General features: G+C 31.7%; 24 protein-coding genes. 15 read left to right on the top strand and 9 right to left on the bottom strand.

Annotated features, from left to right (window positions below; all coding sequences use genetic code 11):
* Nucleotides 1-188 precede the first annotated feature (188 nt).
* Nucleotides 189-797, top strand: coding sequence for a hypothetical protein (locus ACFSC2_RS19840; RefSeq protein WP_379812743.1), 609 nt, complete (start codon nt 189-191; stop codon nt 795-797).
* A 122-nt stretch (nt 798-919) separates the two neighbouring features.
* A complete protein-coding gene (locus ACFSC2_RS19835) occupies nt 920-1,549 on the top strand; it encodes an MCP four helix bundle domain-containing protein (RefSeq protein ID WP_379812742.1) in 630 nt (209 codons plus the stop codon).
* Nucleotides 1,550-1,729: 180 nt separating this feature from the next.
* On the opposite strand, the gene ACFSC2_RS19830 is transcribed toward ACFSC2_RS19835, so the two are convergent.
* The 7 genes from ACFSC2_RS19830 to ACFSC2_RS19800 all read right to left on the bottom strand — a co-directional run bounded on the left by ACFSC2_RS19830 (nt 1,730) and on the right by ACFSC2_RS19800 (nt 6,537).
* Entirely contained in the window at nt 1,730-2,143 is a 414-nt protein-coding gene (locus ACFSC2_RS19830) for a DUF1348 family protein (RefSeq protein ID WP_379812741.1), read from the bottom strand.
* Nucleotides 2,143-2,670, bottom strand: coding sequence for a TetR/AcrR family transcriptional regulator (locus ACFSC2_RS19825; RefSeq protein ID WP_379812740.1), 528 nt, complete (start codon nt 2,668-2,670; stop codon nt 2,143-2,145). The genes ACFSC2_RS19830 and ACFSC2_RS19825 overlap by 1 nt, the downstream gene beginning before the upstream one ends.
* A gap of 133 nt (nt 2,671-2,803) precedes the next feature.
* Entirely contained in the window at nt 2,804-3,646 is an 843-nt protein-coding gene (locus tag ACFSC2_RS19820; protein ID WP_379812739.1) for a DUF2911 domain-containing protein, read from the bottom strand.
* A 70-nt stretch (nt 3,647-3,716) separates the two neighbouring features.
* A complete protein-coding gene (locus ACFSC2_RS19815) occupies nt 3,717-4,379 on the bottom strand; it encodes an HAD family hydrolase (RefSeq protein ID WP_379812738.1) in 663 nt (220 codons plus the stop codon).
* Between the two features lie 118 nt (nt 4,380-4,497).
* Nucleotides 4,498-5,211 (bottom strand): tRNA threonylcarbamoyladenosine dehydratase, encoded by a 714-nt coding sequence (locus ACFSC2_RS19810; protein WP_379814294.1) that lies wholly within the window; start codon nt 5,209-5,211, stop codon nt 4,498-4,500.
* A gap of 73 nt (nt 5,212-5,284) precedes the next feature.
* Complete coding sequence (locus ACFSC2_RS19805; RefSeq protein WP_379812737.1) at nt 5,285-5,938, bottom strand: TatD family hydrolase; 654 nt, start codon at nt 5,936-5,938, stop codon at nt 5,285-5,287.
* Entirely contained in the window at nt 5,938-6,537 is a 600-nt protein-coding gene (locus tag ACFSC2_RS19800; protein ID WP_379812736.1) for a DUF1684 domain-containing protein, read from the bottom strand. Before ACFSC2_RS19800 ends, ACFSC2_RS19805 begins: the two co-directional genes overlap by 1 nt.
* 99 nt (nt 6,538-6,636) lie before the next feature.
* Between ACFSC2_RS19800 and ACFSC2_RS19795 the strand changes: the two genes are divergently transcribed.
* The 8 genes from ACFSC2_RS19795 (at nt 6,637) to ACFSC2_RS19760 (ending at nt 14,997) form a co-directional block, all read left to right on the top strand.
* Nucleotides 6,637-7,854, top strand: coding sequence for an MDR family MFS transporter (locus ACFSC2_RS19795; RefSeq protein ID WP_379812735.1), 1,218 nt, complete (start codon nt 6,637-6,639; stop codon nt 7,852-7,854).
* Nucleotides 7,855-8,019: 165 nt separating this feature from the next.
* Nucleotides 8,020-8,388 carry a BlaI/MecI/CopY family transcriptional regulator gene (locus tag ACFSC2_RS19790; protein ID WP_379812734.1) on the top strand — a complete coding sequence of 123 codons (369 nt, stop codon included), beginning with the start codon at nt 8,020-8,022 and terminating at the stop codon, nt 8,386-8,388.
* A 21-nt stretch (nt 8,389-8,409) separates the two neighbouring features.
* Complete coding sequence (locus tag ACFSC2_RS19785; protein WP_379812733.1) at nt 8,410-9,981, top strand: M56 family metallopeptidase; 1,572 nt, start codon at nt 8,410-8,412, stop codon at nt 9,979-9,981.
* 28 nt (nt 9,982-10,009) lie between these two features.
* Entirely contained in the window at nt 10,010-10,378 is a 369-nt protein-coding gene (locus ACFSC2_RS19780; RefSeq protein WP_379812732.1) for a BlaI/MecI/CopY family transcriptional regulator, read from the top strand.
* A gap of 11 nt (nt 10,379-10,389) precedes the next feature.
* Nucleotides 10,390-12,285, top strand: a complete 1,896-nt coding sequence (locus tag ACFSC2_RS19775) for a M56 family metallopeptidase (protein WP_379812731.1) — start codon at nt 10,390-10,392, stop codon at nt 12,283-12,285.
* 122 nt (nt 12,286-12,407) lie between these two features.
* Complete coding sequence (locus ACFSC2_RS19770) at nt 12,408-13,844, top strand: serine hydrolase (protein ID WP_379812730.1); 1,437 nt, start codon at nt 12,408-12,410, stop codon at nt 13,842-13,844.
* 80 nt (nt 13,845-13,924) lie between these two features.
* Nucleotides 13,925-14,065 carry an SsrA-binding protein gene (locus ACFSC2_RS19765; RefSeq protein WP_193845785.1) on the top strand — a complete coding sequence of 47 codons (141 nt, stop codon included), beginning with the start codon at nt 13,925-13,927 and terminating at the stop codon, nt 14,063-14,065.
* An 86-nt stretch (nt 14,066-14,151) separates the two neighbouring features.
* Entirely contained in the window at nt 14,152-14,997 is an 846-nt protein-coding gene (locus ACFSC2_RS19760) for an EamA family transporter (protein WP_379812729.1), read from the top strand.
* Nucleotides 14,998-15,417: 420 nt separating this feature from the next.
* Here ACFSC2_RS19760 and ACFSC2_RS19755 read toward each other — a convergent pair whose 3' ends face one another.
* A complete protein-coding gene (locus ACFSC2_RS19755; protein WP_379812728.1) occupies nt 15,418-15,972 on the bottom strand; it encodes a fasciclin domain-containing protein in 555 nt (184 codons plus the stop codon).
* Nucleotides 15,973-16,187: 215 nt separating this feature from the next.
* Between ACFSC2_RS19755 and ACFSC2_RS19750 the strand changes: the two genes are divergently transcribed.
* From ACFSC2_RS19750 to ACFSC2_RS19730, 5 genes are read left to right on the top strand one after another with little or no spacing between them, the layout of a single operon-like run.
* Complete coding sequence (locus ACFSC2_RS19750; RefSeq protein WP_379812727.1) at nt 16,188-16,718, top strand: ExbD/TolR family protein; 531 nt, start codon at nt 16,188-16,190, stop codon at nt 16,716-16,718.
* Between the two features lie 11 nt (nt 16,719-16,729).
* Nucleotides 16,730-17,254: an ExbD/TolR family protein gene (locus tag ACFSC2_RS19745; RefSeq protein ID WP_379812726.1), complete on the top strand. Its 525-nt coding sequence runs from the start codon at nt 16,730-16,732 to the stop codon at nt 17,252-17,254.
* A 12-nt stretch (nt 17,255-17,266) separates the two neighbouring features.
* Nucleotides 17,267-17,794 (top strand): ExbD/TolR family protein, encoded by a 528-nt coding sequence (locus tag ACFSC2_RS19740; RefSeq protein WP_379812725.1) that lies wholly within the window; start codon nt 17,267-17,269, stop codon nt 17,792-17,794.
* 25 nt (nt 17,795-17,819) lie between these two features.
* The gene (locus tag ACFSC2_RS19735) at nt 17,820-18,344 is read left to right on the top strand and encodes an ExbD/TolR family protein (RefSeq protein ID WP_379812724.1); all 525 of its coding nucleotides are present in this window, start codon (nt 17,820-17,822) and stop codon (nt 18,342-18,344) included.
* Between the two features lie 31 nt (nt 18,345-18,375).
* Nucleotides 18,376-18,903, top strand: a complete 528-nt coding sequence (locus ACFSC2_RS19730; protein WP_379812723.1) for an ExbD/TolR family protein — start codon at nt 18,376-18,378, stop codon at nt 18,901-18,903.
* A 67-nt stretch (nt 18,904-18,970) separates the two neighbouring features.
* On the opposite strand, the gene rpsA is transcribed toward ACFSC2_RS19730, so the two are convergent.
* Entirely contained in the window at nt 18,971-20,749 is a 1,779-nt protein-coding gene (rpsA, locus tag ACFSC2_RS19725; RefSeq protein WP_379812722.1) for a 30S ribosomal protein S1, read from the bottom strand.
* Nucleotides 20,750-20,820 lie beyond the last annotated feature (71 nt).

Raw genomic sequence — 20,820 nt, 5'->3', positions numbered from 1 at the left:
GATGCCTGTCTTAGTAAACTTTGACAGGTATTTTTTTTAACAAAGGAATCCAGACTTTAGGATTTATTTCTAATTCTTTTCATCGTTGTAAGTAAAATCACTATTTTAGTCTTCCAAAAACAGATTTAATTAAGGCGAAAATTCTCATAGAATATTTGTTTTTATATTGATCTCTAACCGAAAACTAAATGAATTTCTCTGTAGACATTGAAAAACTACTGCCACTAGGCTATCTCTATCTAGTTGTATTAGGAATTTTAAAAGAAAGCCTTTATTATTATCAATTTGGAATCAATATTTTGAATTATTCTTCGATAATGGATATTCTGATTAGTCCAATTGCTTACATAACTTCAAGCCCAATTATATTAGTTACTATTATCGGAATGTTTGTTTATCACTATTATCTTCCCAGAATTTTATTGAAACATAATCAGAATAAGTTCCTTCAAAAAATGCTTGAACTAAAATCTATTGAAGGTTTATCTACTGAACAAGCAAAAAAATATTATAATGAAGTTGCTTTAAAAACACTTGCAATGACTCTTTTATCCTTTTTTATCGGAACAGGAATTGCAGGAGGTTATTTTACAAATGAAAGAATTGCCGCAAACAAGTTAAAATACGATCATACTATTTATTTTAGTGATGATCAATCTAGGCAGGTCAGCATACTTGGTACAAATAGTATGTATTATTTTTATATTGCGAAAGGGCAGAAAAATATTGAGATAACTCCAATTGGTTCAATTAAAAATGTAGAAGTTCTCACCAAATTAAAATATTTTAGTAATTAAATTTTATTTGCATTACTCGACATTTAGCTTTGTTAAAGTTTTAAACTTTGGCAAAGCTTATTTTTTAAATATAAGAGTCAAAATCTCTATCTTTGAGTGAGTTACTTTTTATATAAAGCTTTATGAAAGATCAAAAAAAATACAGCAACAAAACTAAAGCGGCTTTTATATTGTTGGTTGTAATGCTTATCATATTGCTTGGTAACTTTAATACACTGCAGAATTCTAAAAACGTAAACGAAAATATCAATGCGATTTACAAAGATCGACTGGTCGTAGCGCATTATATTTTTCAATATTCAAAACAGTTGCATTTTATTAAATCTGAAGCCGAGAAACTAGATTTAAGTGACAATATTAAAAAGAATGAAATTATACATACACTCGATATCGTTCATGACATCGATAATTTGTATGCTAAAACAGTTTTAACCAATAAAGAAAAAGAGTATTTTGATAATTTTTTGCTTTCCTGCAAAGAAATAAATACCCAAGCAGCTAATAAAAACTGGAGTAAAATTGCATTTTCAAGCGGCGAAGCTTTAAAAACTTTAGAAAACCTGTCACAGATTCAGATTGAAGAAGGAAAATTGAAACTTGCTGCTGCAAACGCTTTATACAATAAAAATAATAGTATCGCCCAGCTTCAGATTGCTTTACTGATTATTCTGGGCGGTATTACATTTTATTTGCTGATTGTAAAGAAAATCAAACGAACGATCAAGATTCCTGAACCGCCGAGCATGAATTAGTTAACCCGTTGGGTGAAATTATTCAACACATAGAAACATAGTTTTTTTGAGTCTAAAAAAGGCGTTTCGTTTTGACTTAATTCACATAGTTATATATATGTGAAACAAGTTTCTTTCGAATTATCTTTTTTTATTATGCTAAAATCTATATTTCTATGTGTTGAAATTTAGTCATTGAGATTATTTTAATTTTCTGTCTTCTTCTTTTATTTGAAGATCATTAATACTTGCAAATCTTTTTTGCATTAAGCCATTTTCGTCAAATTCCCAGTTTTCATTTCCATAAGCTCTAAACCATTTCCCCTCAAGATCTTGATATTCATACTCAAATCTTACCGCAATTCTATTATCAGTATGAGCCCAATATTCTTTTTTCAATTTATAATTACGCTCTTTTTTCCATTTTTCAGTCAAAAACGGTACAATTTCCTCACGTCCGTTTACAAATTTATCTCTGTTTCTCCATTCGCTGTCAATAGTGTACGCTTTTGAAACTCTTTCAGGATCTTGACTATTCCAGGCATCTTCTGCCAATTGGATTTTTTCTAATGCCGTTTCTAAAGTGAAAGGCGGCAATGGTAATTTCTGTTCCATTATTTTAAAATTAAAGTTTGAATTATTTTTTTTGATTGTTCTATTAACTGATTTGATTTAAACAATTGACTTTCGATTATACAGCTTTCAAAAAGCAGATAAATATGATCTGATACTAATTCATCTGTTACAATTTCCAGAAAATAAGCACGTAAATCATTTTTATGACTTTGAATAACGTTAAGTATTTTAGTATTATCGGACGGAATTTCTGAAAGTATATTTAAAAAGCTGCATCCTCTAAAATTTTCCTTTTTATTCATGAAGACTAAAAAATCAAATGATGCGACAACCTTTGCATTTAAATCTTCTGCATTCACGGTGAATTTTAATAATTCGTCAAACCAAAAAGAATGTCGTTTTTCTAAAAAAGCAACACACAAATCTTCTTTTGATTTAAAGTGCTGATAAAAACTCGCTTTTGCCACTTTAGCCTCTTCAATAATCTGATTGATTCCTGTGGCATTATAACCTTGCTTATGAAATAAAGTAAATGTCTTTTCTAAAATTCTTTCTTTTGGCTGCATCTCTTCTATAATTAGAATACAAATGTAAATAATTATTTAAACATACAGACAAGTCTGTCTGTATTTATTTCAAAAAAAATTCCAAAACTCGAAAGTCTTGGAATTTTGAATTATAAAATTGAATTTTAAAAGTTTATCTGCTCCATTCAGCGATGCTGTCTTTGTTCAATTTAACGTAATCAGCATTGTTTGCAGCTTCTGCAGCAGCTAAAGAAGCTTTTGCAGTTTCTAGCGCTCCTTTTTTATCGCCTTGTTTTGCTTGAATCAATGATTTTAATCTTGTTACATAATATGGTTTATCTGCACTCATATCCAACGCTTTGTCTACGTAAGTTCTTGCAGTTTCCATGTTTCCGTTTGATTGAAATAAGTATTGAGAAGCCGCATAATAATCATTCCAACTTGGACCTGCCAAAGTTTTCTCGATACTTGCTACAGCAGTTTTTGCAGTTGGAACTTCAAATTTCAATGCAACATGAGAGTTTTCCCAAGCCATTTCTAAATATCCATAATTTGGATCTAAACCATTGATGCCGATTGTAAAAGTTTCAACAGGAGTTGGAAGTGCATCTTCTTTTACAGTAGTTTTTAAAACTACATAATTTTCATTCCAGCTTTCTGGCAATCCCCAGTTATCAGTAGAAAGATAAAAAATTACATCCCAGCTTTCAATTCTAGGAACTGTATAAATTGCATATTTCCCTTTTTTCAACGTTTTTCCATCAATAATAACATCATCACTGAAATTGATAATTGTATTTTCGTTTGCACCCGTTCTCCATAATTTTCCAAATGGAACCAAATTACCAAAAACTGCTCTCCCTCTTGCACCTGGCCTAGAGTAAGTAACTTCTACATCAGTTAAACCAACTGTTTGTTTTATATATCCTTTTGGACTTGCCTGAGGTGTTTTCACTTGTGCATCTGCTGCTAATGGCGCTATAATAAGGGCTAACGCAATAAGTAGTTTTTTCATTCTTCTGTCTTTTTTTGTTTGTTCAAATTTACAAATTCAATTAGGGAACAAATGTTAAATATTACATAATTCAAGCAGGCAGCTGTGATATTTTTTCAGCATTTAACTCGCTAAAATGATCTATGACCAAATCTGCTTGATTATAGTCCTGTAAATTTGAATGTTCGCTTCGATACCCTACACAATAAATTCCGGCTGCTTTTGCTGCTTTTATACCATTCGTACTGTCTTCGATAATGATACAATTTTCTTTTGGCGCGATCGACAATGATGCGGCATGAAGAAAAATAGCTGGATCAGGTTTTGACTGAGGAAAATCTTCCCCGCTCACAATATGCGAAAAGTATTGATGAAGATTAAATCTTGTAAAAACGCGTTCTATAGTTACTTTTGATGCAGAAGAAGCTAATATTAACTGTATTTTATTGTGATACAAATCTTTAATTAAATCTTCAACACCTTCTAAAAGATACAAATCTTCTTTCGTATCAAAAGCATCATTAAAAATATTTCTTTTTCGCTGAATCAGATCTTCAACTTCATGTTCGATCGAAGGAAAATTGTTTTTTAATGTTTGAAATGTATTTCGCGTCGAAAATCCTGTAAATGAGGTATACATTTCCTCAGGAACTTCAATATTCAATTCTGAGAATTGTAAATAATATGCATAACGATGAACCGGTTCTGTGTCTACAATAACACCGTCCATATCAAAAATTACTGTTTTAATCATTTTTTTTTAAGGTTCTGAGGTACTAAGGTTCAAAGGGAAAAAGGTTGTAGGTTACTAGAATTTCATTGACATTTAAAACTTTGAAACTCTGTCCCTTTGCAACTTAGAACCTTTGTAACTATTTAGCTAACAAATATCTAATCACTGTTTCTGCGGCGTGTAAACCAAATAATCCTGGCATATAGCTGTTTGTACCATAGAAAGATTTTTTGAAGTTTTTTCCGTCGGTTAATTTTAAGCTTTTTTCGTCTTGGATTTCTGAAGAAAAAACTACTTTCAATTTATTGATTTTAAACTCTCTTAAACGTTTACGAATCGTTTTAGAGAAATAACAGTTAACCGTTTTAGAAATATCGGCCACTTTTACTTTAGAAGCCAGCATTTTTCCGCCCGCTCCCATACTGCTTATGATTTTTACTCTTTTACGTTTTGCAGCAATAATCAAATTCAATTTTGGAGTTATACTGTCGATACAATCTAAAACATAATCAAATTCTGAAGAAACGATCTCAAAAGCTCTTTCTGGAGATAGAAATTCCTGTACGCGCGTCAGATTCAATTCTGGATTGATATCCATTAAACGATCTCCTACAATTTTAATTTTTGGCTCTCCAACAGTCGAATGCAACGCTGGTAATTGTCTGTTAATATTGGTAATATCTACAACATCTCCGTCTACAATTGTCATGTTCCCTACTCCCGCTCTCGCTAAAAATTCAGCTGCAAAAGATCCAACACCACCTAATCCGACAACTAATACATTAGATTTTTTTAGATTTTCTAATCCTTCTTTAGTAAATAAAAGCTCAGCTCTTTCTGTCCATTCTGCCATATTCTCTATTTTGTTTTTCTTGTTTTTTGTTTCAGGTTTCAAGTTTCAGGTTTTAGCTATGAATTGCAATAAATCATAATTCATATTTAAAAACCTCCATTATATTACTTGAAATAACCTCTTCTAACTCTTTTACACTTAATTTTTTATATTTCGAAGCCAATTCATAAACTTCTTTTATTGTTTCTTCTATTGTGTCTGTTTCTAGAAAAAAACGATCATTTGGAACATTGATAAAAACGGTTTTTAAATCTGGATTTTTCAATAAATATTTCCCAAACGACAGATAAAATCCTTCTTTAATTAATTGTTCGGCAACTTGATTATTTTTTGCAAAACCATGAATAATCATCGGAACCGAGATATTCATTCTTTTTTTAATTGCAGCAACTTCCTGATACGCCGCTACGCAATGTATTACAACAGGTTTTTTATATTTTTCTGCTAAAATCAATTGTTTTTCAAAAACAGAAACTTGGAAATCAAACGGAATTTCAATTCTTTTATCCAATCCGCATTCTCCAATTGCCAGACAATTTTGCGTCTGTAATTTTTCTTCTATAATTTTCAAATCGATTTCTAAACGATTTTCGTCAATATACCAAGGATGTATTCCAATAGAATAGTATGGAATAGCTTCATCAAAATCTTTTGGATATTGATTGACCAATTCTAAAATATCTGATTGATTGGTAAATTGATGAGTATGAAAATTAAAGTATTTCATTAATGAAAAGTTTTCACTCCTGCTTTAATTTCTACTTTCAGATCATTTTCAAGCGGCACAAGCGGACAAGAATATTTATGATTATAAGCACAATACGGATTATACGCCTGATTAAAATCAACTGCAATGGTATTGCTTTTCGGAATTTCTAAATCAATATATCGCCCGCCTATATAACTTTCTTTACCGCTTGTTAAGTCCGAAAACGGCAGGAAAAGATGATTTTTATATTTTTCTTGTTTAGAAAGTTCGATATTTCTATACACATTCAACTGCAAGTCTTTTCCGTTAATTTTAAAATACAATGTTCCGTATTTAATGTATTGCGGTGTTCTGGTTCCAGTGGTTTTCATTTCAAAAACCTTTTCGTTTTTTGCTTTCACCAATTTAGCATTTACAAAAAAAGCTTTATTTATAGGATAAAAATCTAAAGTTTTAAAAGTCTTTAAATCCTCTTCCATCAACGGACTTGTCTTAGGATCAGCATATTCAGAATTAATTGTTTTCTGAAATTTTTCGGCGTCGGCTTTATTAAATTGTTTTTGTGCAAAACCAAAGTTAACAGCCAGTAATAAAACTATGGCGTTTAGAGTTTTCATCTTAGAAATTTTATGCAAAAATAGTTCAAAAGTAACAAAACAACAACCGGTTAGCTGCACAAAGTTTCCTAACTTTGCACCGATAATCTATCACCAAAAATGTTCAAAACCGCTTTTACCCATTACATTAATAATTTCAGAGGATTTTCCCGTGAAATTTGGATTCTTGCCATTATTACTTTTATCAACCGCGCCGGTACCATGGTGCTTCCTTTTTTATCAAAATATTTAAAGGAAGATCTACAATTCAGCTACAATCAAGTCGGATGGATTATGGTCGCATTTGGTTTAGGGTCTATGCTTGGTTCTTGGCTTGGCGGTAAATTATCCGATAAAATTGGGTTTTATAAAATAATGATTTTCAGTCTTTTTACAAGTGGAGTCTCGTTGTTTTTTATACAATATATTACGACTTTTTGGGCACTTTGTATTGCCATGTTTTTATTAATGGTTATTGCAGATATGTTTAGACCAGCAATGTTTGTGTCTTTGGGTGCTTACGCAAAACCTGAAAATAGAACACGTGCCTTAACTTTGGTTCGTTTAGCGGTAAATTTAGGATTTGCAGCTGGACCTGCACTTGGCGGTTTGATTATTATGGGAATCGGATATCCTGGTTTGTTCTGGGTTGACGGCGCTTCTTGTATTGTGTCCATCTCCATTTTTGCATTTTTAGTGAAAGAAAAGAAAAAAGAAAAACTAGAAGATAAAATCGAAAGTGCTCCAGAAGTAAAATCGGTTTTTCATGACAAGATCTTCTGGGTTTTCTTGTTTGTGAGTTTTGTTACGGCAATGATTTTCTTTCAACTTTTTACCACTTTACCTTTATATCATAATGAAAAATTTGGTTTAAGCGAATTTCAAACAGGACTTTTAATGACACTCAACGGACTTTTGATTTTTGCCCTTGAAATGCCTACAGTCGGCTTTATAGAGCGAAAAGGTTTTCCTAAAATAAGAGTCATTATTCTTGGTTCTTTTATAATGGCGCTAAGTTTCTTTTTATTGCTCATTAATTTCTGGGCAGGAATATTGGTTGTCAGTATGATTTGTATTTCTATCGGAGAGATTTTGACTTTCCCATTTTCAAATGCTTTTGCGCTGAGCCGTGCGCCACACGGTCAAGAAGGTCGTTATATGGCCCTGTATACTATGAGTTTTAGCCTTGCCCATATCATCAGTTCAAAAGTTGGATTTGAAATTATTACTCGTTTGGGCTATCAAATCAATTGGTTATTTATGGCTATTATTGGTGTAATTGCTACGATCTGTTGTTTCTGGATCAAAAAAGCTTTGGTGACAGAGAAAGCTCAATAAAACACTATTTTCATTTTAAACTATTGTAATTCAATTTATTAAATATAAATTTGAATAGCAATTTTGTGCTCTAAAACCAAATCAAACTTAATTTTTAGTTAAATAACTATTTTTTTAGTTGCGTAACTAGAAAAATAGTTGTAGGTTTGATTAAAATTAAAGGAGATGCAAAAGTTAACAAACAAAGAAGAAGAAATCATGATGATTTTATGGAAGCTGAAAAAAGCTTTTGTAAAAGAAATTCAAGCAGAAATTACTGAAGATCAGCCGCACTATAATACGTTATCTACTATCGTTCGCAATCTTGAAGAAAAAGGATATGTTGGCCATAATGCATTTGGAAACACACACCAATATTTTCCGGTTGTAAAAATCGAAGATTACAGAAAAGGATTTATGAAAACTGCAATCGATAATTACTTTAATAGTTCTTATAAAAGTATGGTTTCGTTTTTTGCTAAAGAAGAAAAAATCTCTGCAGCCGAATTACGCGAAATCTTAGACGCAATCGAAAATCCTAAAGAAGAAAAGTAACAACTTAAAAAATAATTGGTTATGGAAGCACTTTTTATTTTTATCCTAAAATCATCCGCTTTATTGGCGTTGTTTTATACAGCTTATCATTTTCTGCTAAGAAAAGAAACCTTTTTTAATGCCAACAGATGGTTCTTATTAATGGGATTAGGAATTTCAGTTTTGCTTCCGTTTATGGTTTATACCAAAACTGTCTGGATAGATCCTACTCCAGCTTCGGATTTAAATTTTCATGAAATTTATAATACAGAAGGAATTCAAAAAGAAAATCCATTACAATTAAATTACATATTGTTATTTCTGTACGGAATCGGACTTTTGACGCTTCTAATCAAATTTGCTTTAGATTTCTACAAATTAAATTCAATCATAAAAGGAAAAAAGATTCAGCAGCAGGCCGATTTTAAGTTTATTGATTTAAACGAAAACATTGCTCCTTTCTCTTATTTTGAATATATCGTATACAACTCATCACTGTATAGTTCATCAGAATTAGAGAATATTTTGGAACACGAAAAAGTTCACAGCGATCAAAATCATACTGTAGACGTCTTAATTTCAAGAGTGTTCTGTATACTTTTTTGGTTTAATCCGATCATCTGGTTATACAAAAAAGCAATTACACAAAACCTGGAATTTATTGCCGACAGTGAAGCTTTCAAAAAAATAGAAGACAAAAAAGCGTATCAATACACGCTTTTAAAAATAACAACACATCAAAGTTGTGTTGCGATCACCAATCATTTTTATCAATCATTAATCAAAAAACGAATCGTTATGTTAAACAAAAATCAATCAAACAAGAAAAGTATTTGGAAACATTTTGTAATTGTACCAGCTCTAGGCGCTTTTGTACTTTTATTTCAAGTTGAAGTAATTGCTAAAGAAAAACAGCAGACAACAAAAGAAATTAATGGAGAAATTGCCTCTGTAGACGTTTACAAAATCAAGAAAAGTTCTACCGATGCAGAACTAAAAAAAATTAAAGAGAATTTAAAATCATTACACAACATAGATTTTGAAGCTTCTGAAATTAAACGAAATTCGAACAACGACTTAACGTCACTTAGAATTGACATTAAAAATGGAAAACAAGTGGCACAATCTATCCAAACTCGTGACAATTCTGTTATTGATGACTTTGGAGTTATTGTGACTACAGACAAAGACGGAAGCAAAAAAGTCGGAATTCAAACTGCTGATTCAAAAGGCGAACCAAAAATTGTGAAGAGCAAAAAACTAACTACTAAAACAGAAAACAATGTTAACTCTAATTCTAATACTAGTACAAAAACTAATAGCGATACTAATACAAGTGTTAGCACTACTGTAATTACAAATAATGACAATACTACTACAAAAGTAATTACTACTAAAGGAAGTTCTACTATTGCAATTTCTAATGGTGGAAAAGCTAAACACGGAGAGCAGCTAGTTATCGTTAACGGTGAAGAAATGCCTGCTGGTTTTGATTATAACGAAATTAATGCAAAAGATATTGAGTCTGTAAATGTACTTAAAGGAGAATCTGCAACAAGTAAATACGGCGAAAAAGGAAAAGACGGTGTTCTAATTATCCAGACTCGTAACTAATCCTGTCTTTAAATTAAAAAAACGTAAAATGCAAAAGCTAACTAATAAAGAAGAAGAAATCATGCATATTTTATGGAAGCTGGAAAAAGCTTTTGTAAAAGAAATTCAAGCAGAGATTTTAGAAGACCAGCCGCATTACAATACGCTTTCGACTATTGTTCGCAATCTGGAAGAGAAAGGTTATGTTGCCCATAAAGCTTTTGGAAACACGCATCAGTATTATCCAAATGTAAGCATCGAAGATTACAGAAAAGGTTTTATGAGTACAGCAATTGACAATTATTTTAATAGCTCTTATAAAAGTATGGTTTCGTTTTTTGCTAAAGAAGAAAAAATTTCTGCTGATGAATTACGCGAAATCTTAGCGATGATCGAAAAAACACAAGAAGTAAACTAATCAAAACCATCATGGAAGCACTTTTTATTTTTATTCTAAAATCAAGCGGATTGCTGGCAACGTTTTATTTTGCTTACATTTTTCTACTTCGTAAAGAAACATTTTTTAACAGTAGCCGCTTTTTTCTTTTGGCTGGTTTAATTACTTCAGTTGTTCTGCCTTTTGTCGTTTACACTAAAATTATATGGATTGAGCCGGCTCCAGCGCCGGCTCCTATTCCAACCGTATCTACAACGGCAGCTGTTCAGACAGCATCAACGGCAGATGCGGTTCAGGATTATAATTATACACCAGTTTATAAACTGCAGATTGCCGCAGAAGAAAAAAGTTTCGAAATCAATTGGAATTTAGTTTCGTTAATCGTTTACGGAATCGGATTTGTTGCTTTTATGATCAAATTTGCTTTGGATTTCTACAGTTTAAATGCTGTTTTAAAAGGAAGAAAAATTCAACAGCAAGAAGATTTTAAATTTATTGATGTGAATGAAAACATTGCTCCTTTTTCTTATTTTGACTACATTGTATTTAACTCATCACTTTATACAGCGTCTGAATTAGAAAATATTCTGGAACACGAGAAAGTGCACAGCGATCAAAAGCATACAATTGATGTTTTGATTACCCGAATCTTCTGTATTTTATTCTGGTTTAACCCAATAATCTGGCTTTACAAAAAAGCAATTCTGCAGAATCTAGAATTTATTGCCGACAGCGAGGCTTCTAAAAAAATCACCGACAAAAAAGCGTATCAATACACGCTTTTAAAAATCACAACGCACGAAACCTGCGTTGCCATTACCAATCATTTTTATCAATCATTAATCAAAAAACGAATTGTCATGTTAAACAAAAATCAATCAAAAAAGAGAAATTACTGGAAATACTATGCCGTGATCCCTGCGTTAGGTGCTTTTGTATTGCTTTTTCAAATAGAAACTATTGCGCAGGAAAAGAAACAAAAAGAAACAGCAGCTGTTGTTCAAAAAGATACGATCAAAGAAACTAAAGAACTTGTTACCATCACAAAAAATACAACAGACAAGGAGTTAGATGATTTGAAAGGAAAATTAAAATCCAATCACAATCTTGATTTTAAAGCTTCTGATGTAAAAAGAAACGCTGAAAAAGAATTGACAGCAATACAAATTGAGTTAAAATCGGAATCAGGGAAAAAGCAAACTGTTTCTATGAATGGAAATAAGGCTATTAAAGATTTAACTTTCGCGATAGGAACAGACAATAATGGCGCTAAAACAATTAGCATTGAAGGACTTAATCCGCCAACACCGCCAAATGCACCAGTTGCCGTAAATTCTGAAAGAGTTGTGATAAGAAACTTTAATGATTCTGATGCACCAATACCTCCGACTCCACCCGTTCCACCTGTTTTTCCGCAGGGACCAATGCCAAAAACACCTGTAATGGATATGTCTAAAATGCCAAAAGCGCCAAAACCACCAAAAGATGCTGACGATAAAGTAGCGATGGCAAAATTTGAAAAAGATATGGCCGAGTTCGAGAAAAAAATGACAGCTTTTGAGCCAGATATGAGAGCTTTTGAAAAAGACATGGAAGAAACTATGGCAAAACGCGAGGCTATTTTTGAAAAAGAAATGGCTAAATATGAAATTGCCATGGATAAATACGCATCTGAAATGAATAAATATCAAAAAGATATGAATTTCAATTACAATTTTGATTTCAAGTTTGACGATAAAGACATGAAACTTCAAGAGAAAGAAATCAGACTCCAAGAAAGAGATATAAAGCTTCAAGAAAGAGAAATTAGAATACAAGCCATAGAAATGAAAAAGCAAGCGGCTGAAATGAAAAAGCAGGCTAAGGAAATGAAGAAAGAGGCTGATGAAATGAGAAAACAGGAAAAAAATTACAGCAGTAAATCTTAAATTAATTTAATTTTACTTTAAAAACCAGTGTTTTATGCACTGGTTTTTTTATCTCAAAAAATAAATTCACAATAAAAGTGAACTAAGGAAAAAATCATAACATTGAAATTAAAGCTGATAAAATGAAAAATATCTTTTTATTAAGTATAACCTTTTTTGCCTTTTCTATTTCAGCACAGCATAAAAATGCCGAAAAACAGATTTTAGAAGCAATGGATAAAACAGCTTCTAAACTAATCGAAAAGTCAAAAGCAAATTCGGTTTCTATTGGTGTTGTAAAAAATGGCAAAACTTATACGCGTCATTATGGCGAAATTGATAAAGGCAAATACAATACCGCCAATAATAATACTGTTTTTGAAGTCGCTTCGGTAACTAAATTATTTACAGGATTACTTATGGCACAAGCTGTAACAGAGGGAAAAGTAAATCCTGAAGATGATATTCGAAAATATATTACAGGATCTTATCCTAATTTAGAATATCAAGGAATTCCAATAAAAATAAAAGATTTAGTTTCTTTTCGGTCTGGTTTTGAAAAAGACCTGCCAGACAACTCTGAATTGCGAAAAAACAGAAACGACACCAGTTATTTAGCCTTCAAAAAAATGGACGATGATTACAGTCGAGAAAAGTTTTTTGAGGATTTAAAGAAAATGAAATTAGACACGGTTCCAGGAACTAAATTTAAATATTGCAACGGAAGTTTAAATCTTGCCGCGCATATGCTGGAAAATATTTATCAGAAAAGTTATGAAACACTTTTAAAAGAAAATATTCTCTCTAAACTCAATATGAATAACAGCGGTATTACTTTAAATAAAGAGGCGGTAATCGCAAACGGCTATAACAAAAAAGGAGTTTTAATGCCCAATATTTCAGATAATCTATGGATGGCAGCAGGAGGTTTAAAATCTACTTTAAGTGATTTGCTTAAATTCATTAATTATGAATTGAATACTAAAAATAAAATTATAAAAGAATCACAGCGTAATTTACTGAATAGCGCGACAGGATGGAATGGTTATTTCTGGGATTTTATTCAAGTAGACGATAACGGACAAAACTGCTGGAAACACGGCGGCGCATTCGGAACCCAAAATATGCTGATCGTTTATCCAGAACGTAATTTCGGACTTTCGATTATTGTAAATATCAGCGATGATGATACTGGAAATGCATTAGGCGAAGCAATTATATATATTACCAATGAATTATTAGCAGACACTCATAAACAAACTGGAATTTACGGTTATGAATTAAAAGACGAAAATGTTGTTTTTACCTATGAACACGATAAACTTTTGAATCCTGATTTGGTTAAAAGTGTTTCGATCGCAGGTTCTTTTGATAATTGGAATCCAGAGGATAAAGATTTTCAAATGATTCGAAAAAACAAAAATTCATTTGAATTGAAGATTCCGAAATCAAAATTTGAAAAAAATAAAACGTATATGTTCAAGTTTGTAATCAATAAAACGGGTTGGGTTGAAGCACCTAAAAATGTTGTAAATATTGAAAATGGTCCAGATAAAAACCTCCTTATGATCCTTCAATAAAACATTCTAAAAATCATGAGAAAAAGACTTTACTGCAACGTAAAGTCTTTTTTTTATATCTTTGAAAAAACAAATCTGCCATGTATAAAATTTTAGCCAAACTAAATAAAATCCTTTTGCCAAGTTTTACTAAACAAGGTTTAGATATTTCTAAAGCTAAAAAATGGCAAATGGCAATTATTGGATATCGTGCTTATGTCACGAAGCGTGCTTTGGATTAGTATTTTCATCCCTTCATAATCCTTCATAATACCTACTCGATTTAGAATGTTTTAAGAAGCATTTCTAACATTATTTCAATTTATTCATGAAAAATAAAAAAATCAATATACCTCCTATTCCGGCGGTACTTCTTGCTATTATAAGTGTCCAATGCGGTGCTGCAATTGCTAAAACCCTATTTCCTGCACTTGGTGCGGCTGCCGCAGCCTCTTTACGAATTGGAATTTCAGCTTTAATTTTACTTTTGGCCTATCGTCCTAATCTCAAAATGATTACACCAGCTCAATGGAAAATCGTTGTTCCGTACGGATTATCACTTGGCGCAATGAATCTCGTTTTTTATTATGCCATAGAAAGAATCCCAATCGGACTTGCAGTAACGCTGGAATTTATAGGCCCTTTATTAGTTGCTATTTTTGGTTCTAAAAGACTTGTAGATTATTGCTGGGTATTATTGGCAGCTTTAGGAATCATCTTAATTGCTCCTTGGAACAATACAAAAGTTGATTCGCTTGGTGTTTTATTCGCATTAGCTGCGGGAGGATTCTGGGCTGCTTATATTATTTTAGGAGGAAAAATTTCTAAAATAATGGATGATGGAAAAGCCGTTTCTACTGGAATGTTGTTTGCCGGAATTCTAATACTTCCGTTTGGTTTCTTCAGCAGCGGATTCTCTAACCTTACTCCTACGTTTTTAGGAATGGGAGTTGCTTTGGCTTTATTATCCAGTGCAATTCCGTTTACTTTAGAAATGAAAGCTTTAGGACAGCTTCCGCCAAGAACTTTTAGCATTTTAATGAGTTTAGAACCCGCTGCAGCTTCAATTTGCGCTTTTATATTTTTGCAGGAAAAACTAAGTTTATACGAAATATTAGCTGTAGTTTGTGTTGTAATCGCTTCTGCCGGAAGTACTTTAACTGCTAAAAAATAAATCTTAAGTGAAAGATTTTTGGCAATACTGCAAAGTGATAAACGGGCTTTTCAGTCTTTCATTTATTATATGGTTAATTAGTAATTTTATTGATGAGCGTGAAAAGGATGAAAGGAGCATTGTAATCATCTTAATAATTTTATTTGGATCATTATTTCTAGTTTTTCTTTCAAGTCTTGTCTTCTATCTTCTAACAAAGAATATTTTAACAACAAATGAACAGATTAGATATTCTCTTATAGTTTTAATTGTAATACTTAACTTTATCTGGTTAGTAGTGGCCGAAGGAAATAAAGATTTTATTGTTTTACCGATTTTCTTTACCGTTGCTTCTCTAATTTACATTTTTAAAGATCACATAACAAAAAAAAGCCCTGAGTAATTACAGGACTTTTCGATAGATAATTTGTATTTGGTAATTTATTTTTTAGGCAATAATACAGCGTCTACAACATGAATTACACCGTTTGACTGGTTTACATCTGCGATTGTTACTTTTGCTTTGTTACCATTTTCGTCAGAAATATATAAATCTTTTCCGTCCATCCAAGCAGTTAATGTACCACCGCTTACTGTTTTAATTGCAGCTTTACCTTTACCCGCTTTAATTGCTTTAGCAATATCAGATGCATTCCATTTTCCTGCTACCACATGATAGGTCAAGATCGTTTGCAGCATTTTTTTGTTTTCTGGTTTCAAAAGATTTTCTACCGTACCTTTTGGTAATTTGTCAAAAGCTTTATTTGTTGGAGCAAAAACAGTAAAAGGTCCTTTACCTTTTAAAGTTTCTACTAAATCTGCTGCTTTTACAGCTGCAACCAATGTTGTGTGGTCTTTTGAATTTACAGCATTCTCAATAATGTTTTTATTTGGATACATGGCAGCGCCACCAACCATTACAGTTTTTTGCGCATTAGATGTAAATGCAAATCCTAATGCTAAAAATGCCACTGCTAAAAATTTTCTAGTTTTCATATTTATTACTTTTTAAGTTATAAGCTCATTTACGCTGGAATAATTGTTTTGGTTTTAAAAGAATTGTAAAAAACTTCAAACATTATTAAAAAATCATCAAAAACAGCTTAGATACAAGACATTAACCTCAAAAAATATTTTAATTTATTTTTAATTTCTCAACACCGATTACATTACTTTTATTATTAACTTTAGTAAACCAAAAATATATTTCTATGCAAAATCTACCAAAAAAAGTAAGAAGTAAAAAATTGAGTTCAAGAGTTGATTTAACAGCAATGGTCAGCGTTTCCTTTCTCCTGATTATATTTTTTATGGTTGTTGGTGAATTATCGAAACCTAAAATTATGGATTTTGGAAATGGTGATAAAAGTTGTGGTGGACCAGAACCTGGATGCAATAATCCTGATGAAAAGCGTATTTTAACAATATTACTTGATAAAAACGATAAAATGATAACTTATAGGGGATTGCTATATGCACCAATTCAAAATCCAAAAGAAGTTCATTACGGAAAAGATGGAATAAGAAAGGAATTGATAAATATCAATAAAAAAGTACATGAATATTCTGCCGAAAATGGAAAACCTGAAAGAGGTGTAATGGTAATAATTAAACCAAGCAAAAAATCTAACTACGGTAATCTGATCAATATCCTTGATGAGATGCACATTACAGGAATTAGTTCTTACGCCGTTGTTGATTATTACACACCTGAAGAGACAAAGTTATTAGCTTCTAATTAAAAAAACATCATATGCAAAATCTACCCAAAAAAGTCAGAAGTAAAAAATTAAACTCAAGAGTCGATTTAACATCAATGGTAAGTGTTTCTTTTTTACTTATTTCATTTTTTATGGCTGTTAGCGAATTATCAAAACTACCTAAAAAGAATCTTTATTTACCCGAAAAATATGCGTGCATAGAAAATATTGGATGTGTCAAAGTCGGTCAGCTGTTTACAATATTGTTAGATAAAAACGGAAAGATGATTACTTATTCAGGCTTGTTAGAATTTCCGATGGAAAAACCAAAAGAATTTAAATTTCAGAAAAATGAAATAAGACAAGAAGTGTTCCGCAAAAAGAAAGAAGTTCGCGATTATATGATTTCTGAAGGAAGGCCAATGAGCGGAGTGGTCGTTATTATAAAACCAAGTAAGCACTCAAACTATGGTAGTTTAGTTAATATAGTAGATGAAATGAAAATTGCTAAAATTGAAAACTATTCAATAGTTGACGATTTTACTGTAGAAGAATCTAAATTACTAGCTTCAAATTAAAAAAATATTTTTATGAAAAACCTTCCTCAAAAAGTTAGAAGCAGAAAACTGAATTCAAGAGTTGATTTAACCGCAATGGTCAGTGTTTCTTTTCTGCTGATTATATTTTTTATGGTTGTTGGCGAATTATCAAAACCGAAACTTTTTGAATTCCCATCTCATGAAAGAGGTTGCGGACCAGATCTTGGATGTAATAAACCCGACGAAAATCGTACTATGACCATACTTTTAGATGATGACAACAAAATAATTACATATTCAGGATTATTGTTTTTTCCTATCGAAGCCCCAAAAGAGGTTAAATATGGCAAGAACGGAATAAGAGAAGAATTATTAAGAAGAGATCGAATGGTTTTAGATTATTCTTCGCAATTAGGTAGACCTGGAAAAGGAGTTGAAGTTATAATAAAACCAAGCAAAAAATCTAATTATGGTAATTTGGTTGATATTCTCGATGAGATAAAAATTACCAATATAAAAACATACGCTATTGTTGATTATTATACACCCGAAGAATCAGCATTATTAGCATCTAAATAATTTTATTTTAATAAAATCTCAAAACATGCGAAACTTTCCTCAAAAAGTAAGAAGTAAAAAATTAAGCTCACGAGTTGATTTAACTGCCATGGTTAGTGTTTCTTTTCTGCTGATTATATTTTTTATGGTTGTTGGTGAATTATCGAAACCAAAAACTACAGACTTTGCTCTTCCAGAAAAAGATGTGTGTAGAGGAGCTATCGCTTGCATTAAAGCTAATCGTTTGTATACAATACTTTTAGATAAAAATGACAAAATAATAACTTATTCTGGTTTATTAGAATTTCCGATGGAACTACCAAAAGAATTTAAATCCGGGGAAAAGGAAATCCGAAAAGAAGTATTAAGCAAGAAGAAAGAAGTAAACGATTTAATGACTTCTTTTGGAAAACCAAAAAGTGGCATAATTGTAATTATAAAACCAAGTAAAAAGTCAAATTATGGCAATTTAGTAGAAATATTGGATGAAATGAAAATTGCTAATATTGATACTTACGCAATAGTTGATGATTTTACTCCAGAAGAAACAAAACTATTAGCATCTAATTAGAAATTATCAAGTAACCAAAACACAAAAAATCATGAAAAACCTACCGCAAAAAGTGAGAAGTAAAAAATTAAACTCAAGGATTGATTTAACTGCAATGGTCAGTGTTTCCTTTCTCCTGATTATATTTTTTATGGTTGTTGGCGAATTATCAAAACCAAAAATTATGGATCTGAGTTTACCTGATTATGATGGTTCAACTTGTGGACGTTTCGGTGGTTGTGGAGCTGGTACAGAACATCGATTAATAACTGTCTTATTAGATAAAAATGATAAAATAATTATGTATAACGGTTTTCTAGACTATCCATTGCAAGCTCCTAAAGAAATTGAATACGGAAAAAATGGGATTCGTAAAGAACTTCAAAGTCAAAAAAGAAGGATATTTGATTTTTATGGAGACGCATCAAGGGGACCTATTGTAATGATAAAACCAAGCAAAAAATCTAATTTTAAAAATTTAGTAGATATTTTGGATGAAATGGCAATTTCGAGAATTGATACTTATGTTGTTGTTGATAATTTCAGTAATGAAGAAAAAAAATTGCTTGCCTCACAATAATCATAGTATTACCGAATAAAAAAGTCCCACATTTCTGTGGGACTTTCTATTTAGAGGAAACTAAGAATTATTTTTTCTCAGTTTTTTCCATTTTAGCTTTTAATGCAGCTAATACATCATTGTTATCTCCTAAAGTTGCAGCTGGTGCATTAGTAGTAGAGTTAGATGAAGTATTTTCAGTTGCAGCTTTCACGTTTTTCTCTTCTTCTTCACGGAAGATAGCAGTGTGAGAAGCAACTACTCTTTTGAATTCTTTGTTGAATTCGATTACTTTGAAATCAGCAGTATCACCTTTTTTCAATTTCTTTCCGTCTTCTTTTTCAAGGTGACGAGTAGGAATGAAAGCAACGATATCATCTCCGAATTCTACAGTAGCTCCTTTGTCAACGATTTCAGAAATCTCACCATTGTGGATAGTTCCTACAGCGAAAGAATCTTCGTATTGATCCCAAGGATTAGCAGTAGTTTGTTTGTGACCTAAAGATAATTTACGTCCTTCAACATCTAATTCTAATACAACAACATCAAGTTTTTCACCAACGTTTACAAACTCAGATGGGTGTTTAATTTTCTTAGTCCAAGAAAGGTCAGAAATGTAGATTAATCCATCAATTCCTTCTTCTAATTCTACGAAAATACCAAAGTTTGTAAAGTTTCTAACGATACCTGTATGTTTAGAACCTACTGGGTATTTAGAAGTAATGTCAGTCCATGGATCTTGAGATAATTGTTTGATACCTAATGACATCTTACGATCGTCTCTGTCAAGAGTTAAGATAACTGCCTCAACAACATCTCCAACTTTTACGAAATCTTGAGCAGAACGTAAGTGAGTAGACCATGACATTTCAGAAACGTGGATTAAACCTTCAACACCTTCAGCAACTTCGATGAAAGCACCGTAATCAGCGATTACAACTACTTTACCTTTAACTTTATCACCAACAGTTAAGTTAGCATCTAAAGCATCCCATGGGTGAGCGTTTAATTGTTTCAATCCTAATTGAATTCTTGTTTTCTCATCATCGAAATCAAGGATTACAACGTTTAATTTTTGGTCTAATTCAAGAACTTCACTTGGGTGGTTGATTCTGCTCCAAGAAAGGTCAGTAATGTGAATTAATCCGTCAACACCACCTAAGTCAATGAACACACCATAAGAAGTGATGTTTTTAACAACACCTTCTAATACTTGTCCTTTTTGTAATTGACCGATGATCTCTTTTTTCTGTACTTCAATATCAGCCTCGATAAGAGCTTTGTGAGATACAACAACATTTTTGAATTCGTGGTTGATTTTTACCACTTTGAATTCCATCATTTTGTTTACATATACATCGTAGTCTCTAATTGGCTTAACGTCAATTTGAGATCCTGGTAAGAACGCCTCGATACCGAATACGTCAACGATCATACCTCCTTTAGTTCTACATTTAACAAAACCGTTAACGATTTCTCCAGTTTCATTAGCTGCAATAACTCTATCCCAAGATTTGATAGTACGTGCTTTTCTGTGAGATAATACTAATTGACCTGTTTTGTCCTCACGGATGTCGATTAATACTTCTACTTTGTCACCTACTTTTAAGTTTGGGTTGTAACGGAATTCGTTTAAAGAAATAACACCTTCAGATTTAGCATTGATATCAACGATAACGTCTCTATCTGTAATTCTAACAACAACTCCTTCAACTACTTCTTCTTGATCTGTAGCGATGAAAGTTTTTGATACTAGTTCTTCAAACTCTTGTAAGTTTTTCTCATCTACTGCATCAATTCCTTCTTGGAAGTTATGCCAGTTAAAATTTGCTAAAAACTCTTCTTGTGATTTTAATTGTTCAGACATGCTGATAAAAAAATTTGTATTCTGTTTTTCTCGAGTTTCTCCATGCGATAGAAAATACAGAAGTTGTTTTA

This window comes from Flavobacterium artemisiae, assembly GCF_042678225.1.
GTDB lineage: Bacteria > Bacteroidota > Bacteroidia > Flavobacteriales > Flavobacteriaceae > Flavobacterium > Flavobacterium artemisiae.
The sequence above is the reverse complement of the archived record's forward strand: the minus strand, read 5'-3'. Positions and strand labels throughout refer to the sequence as shown.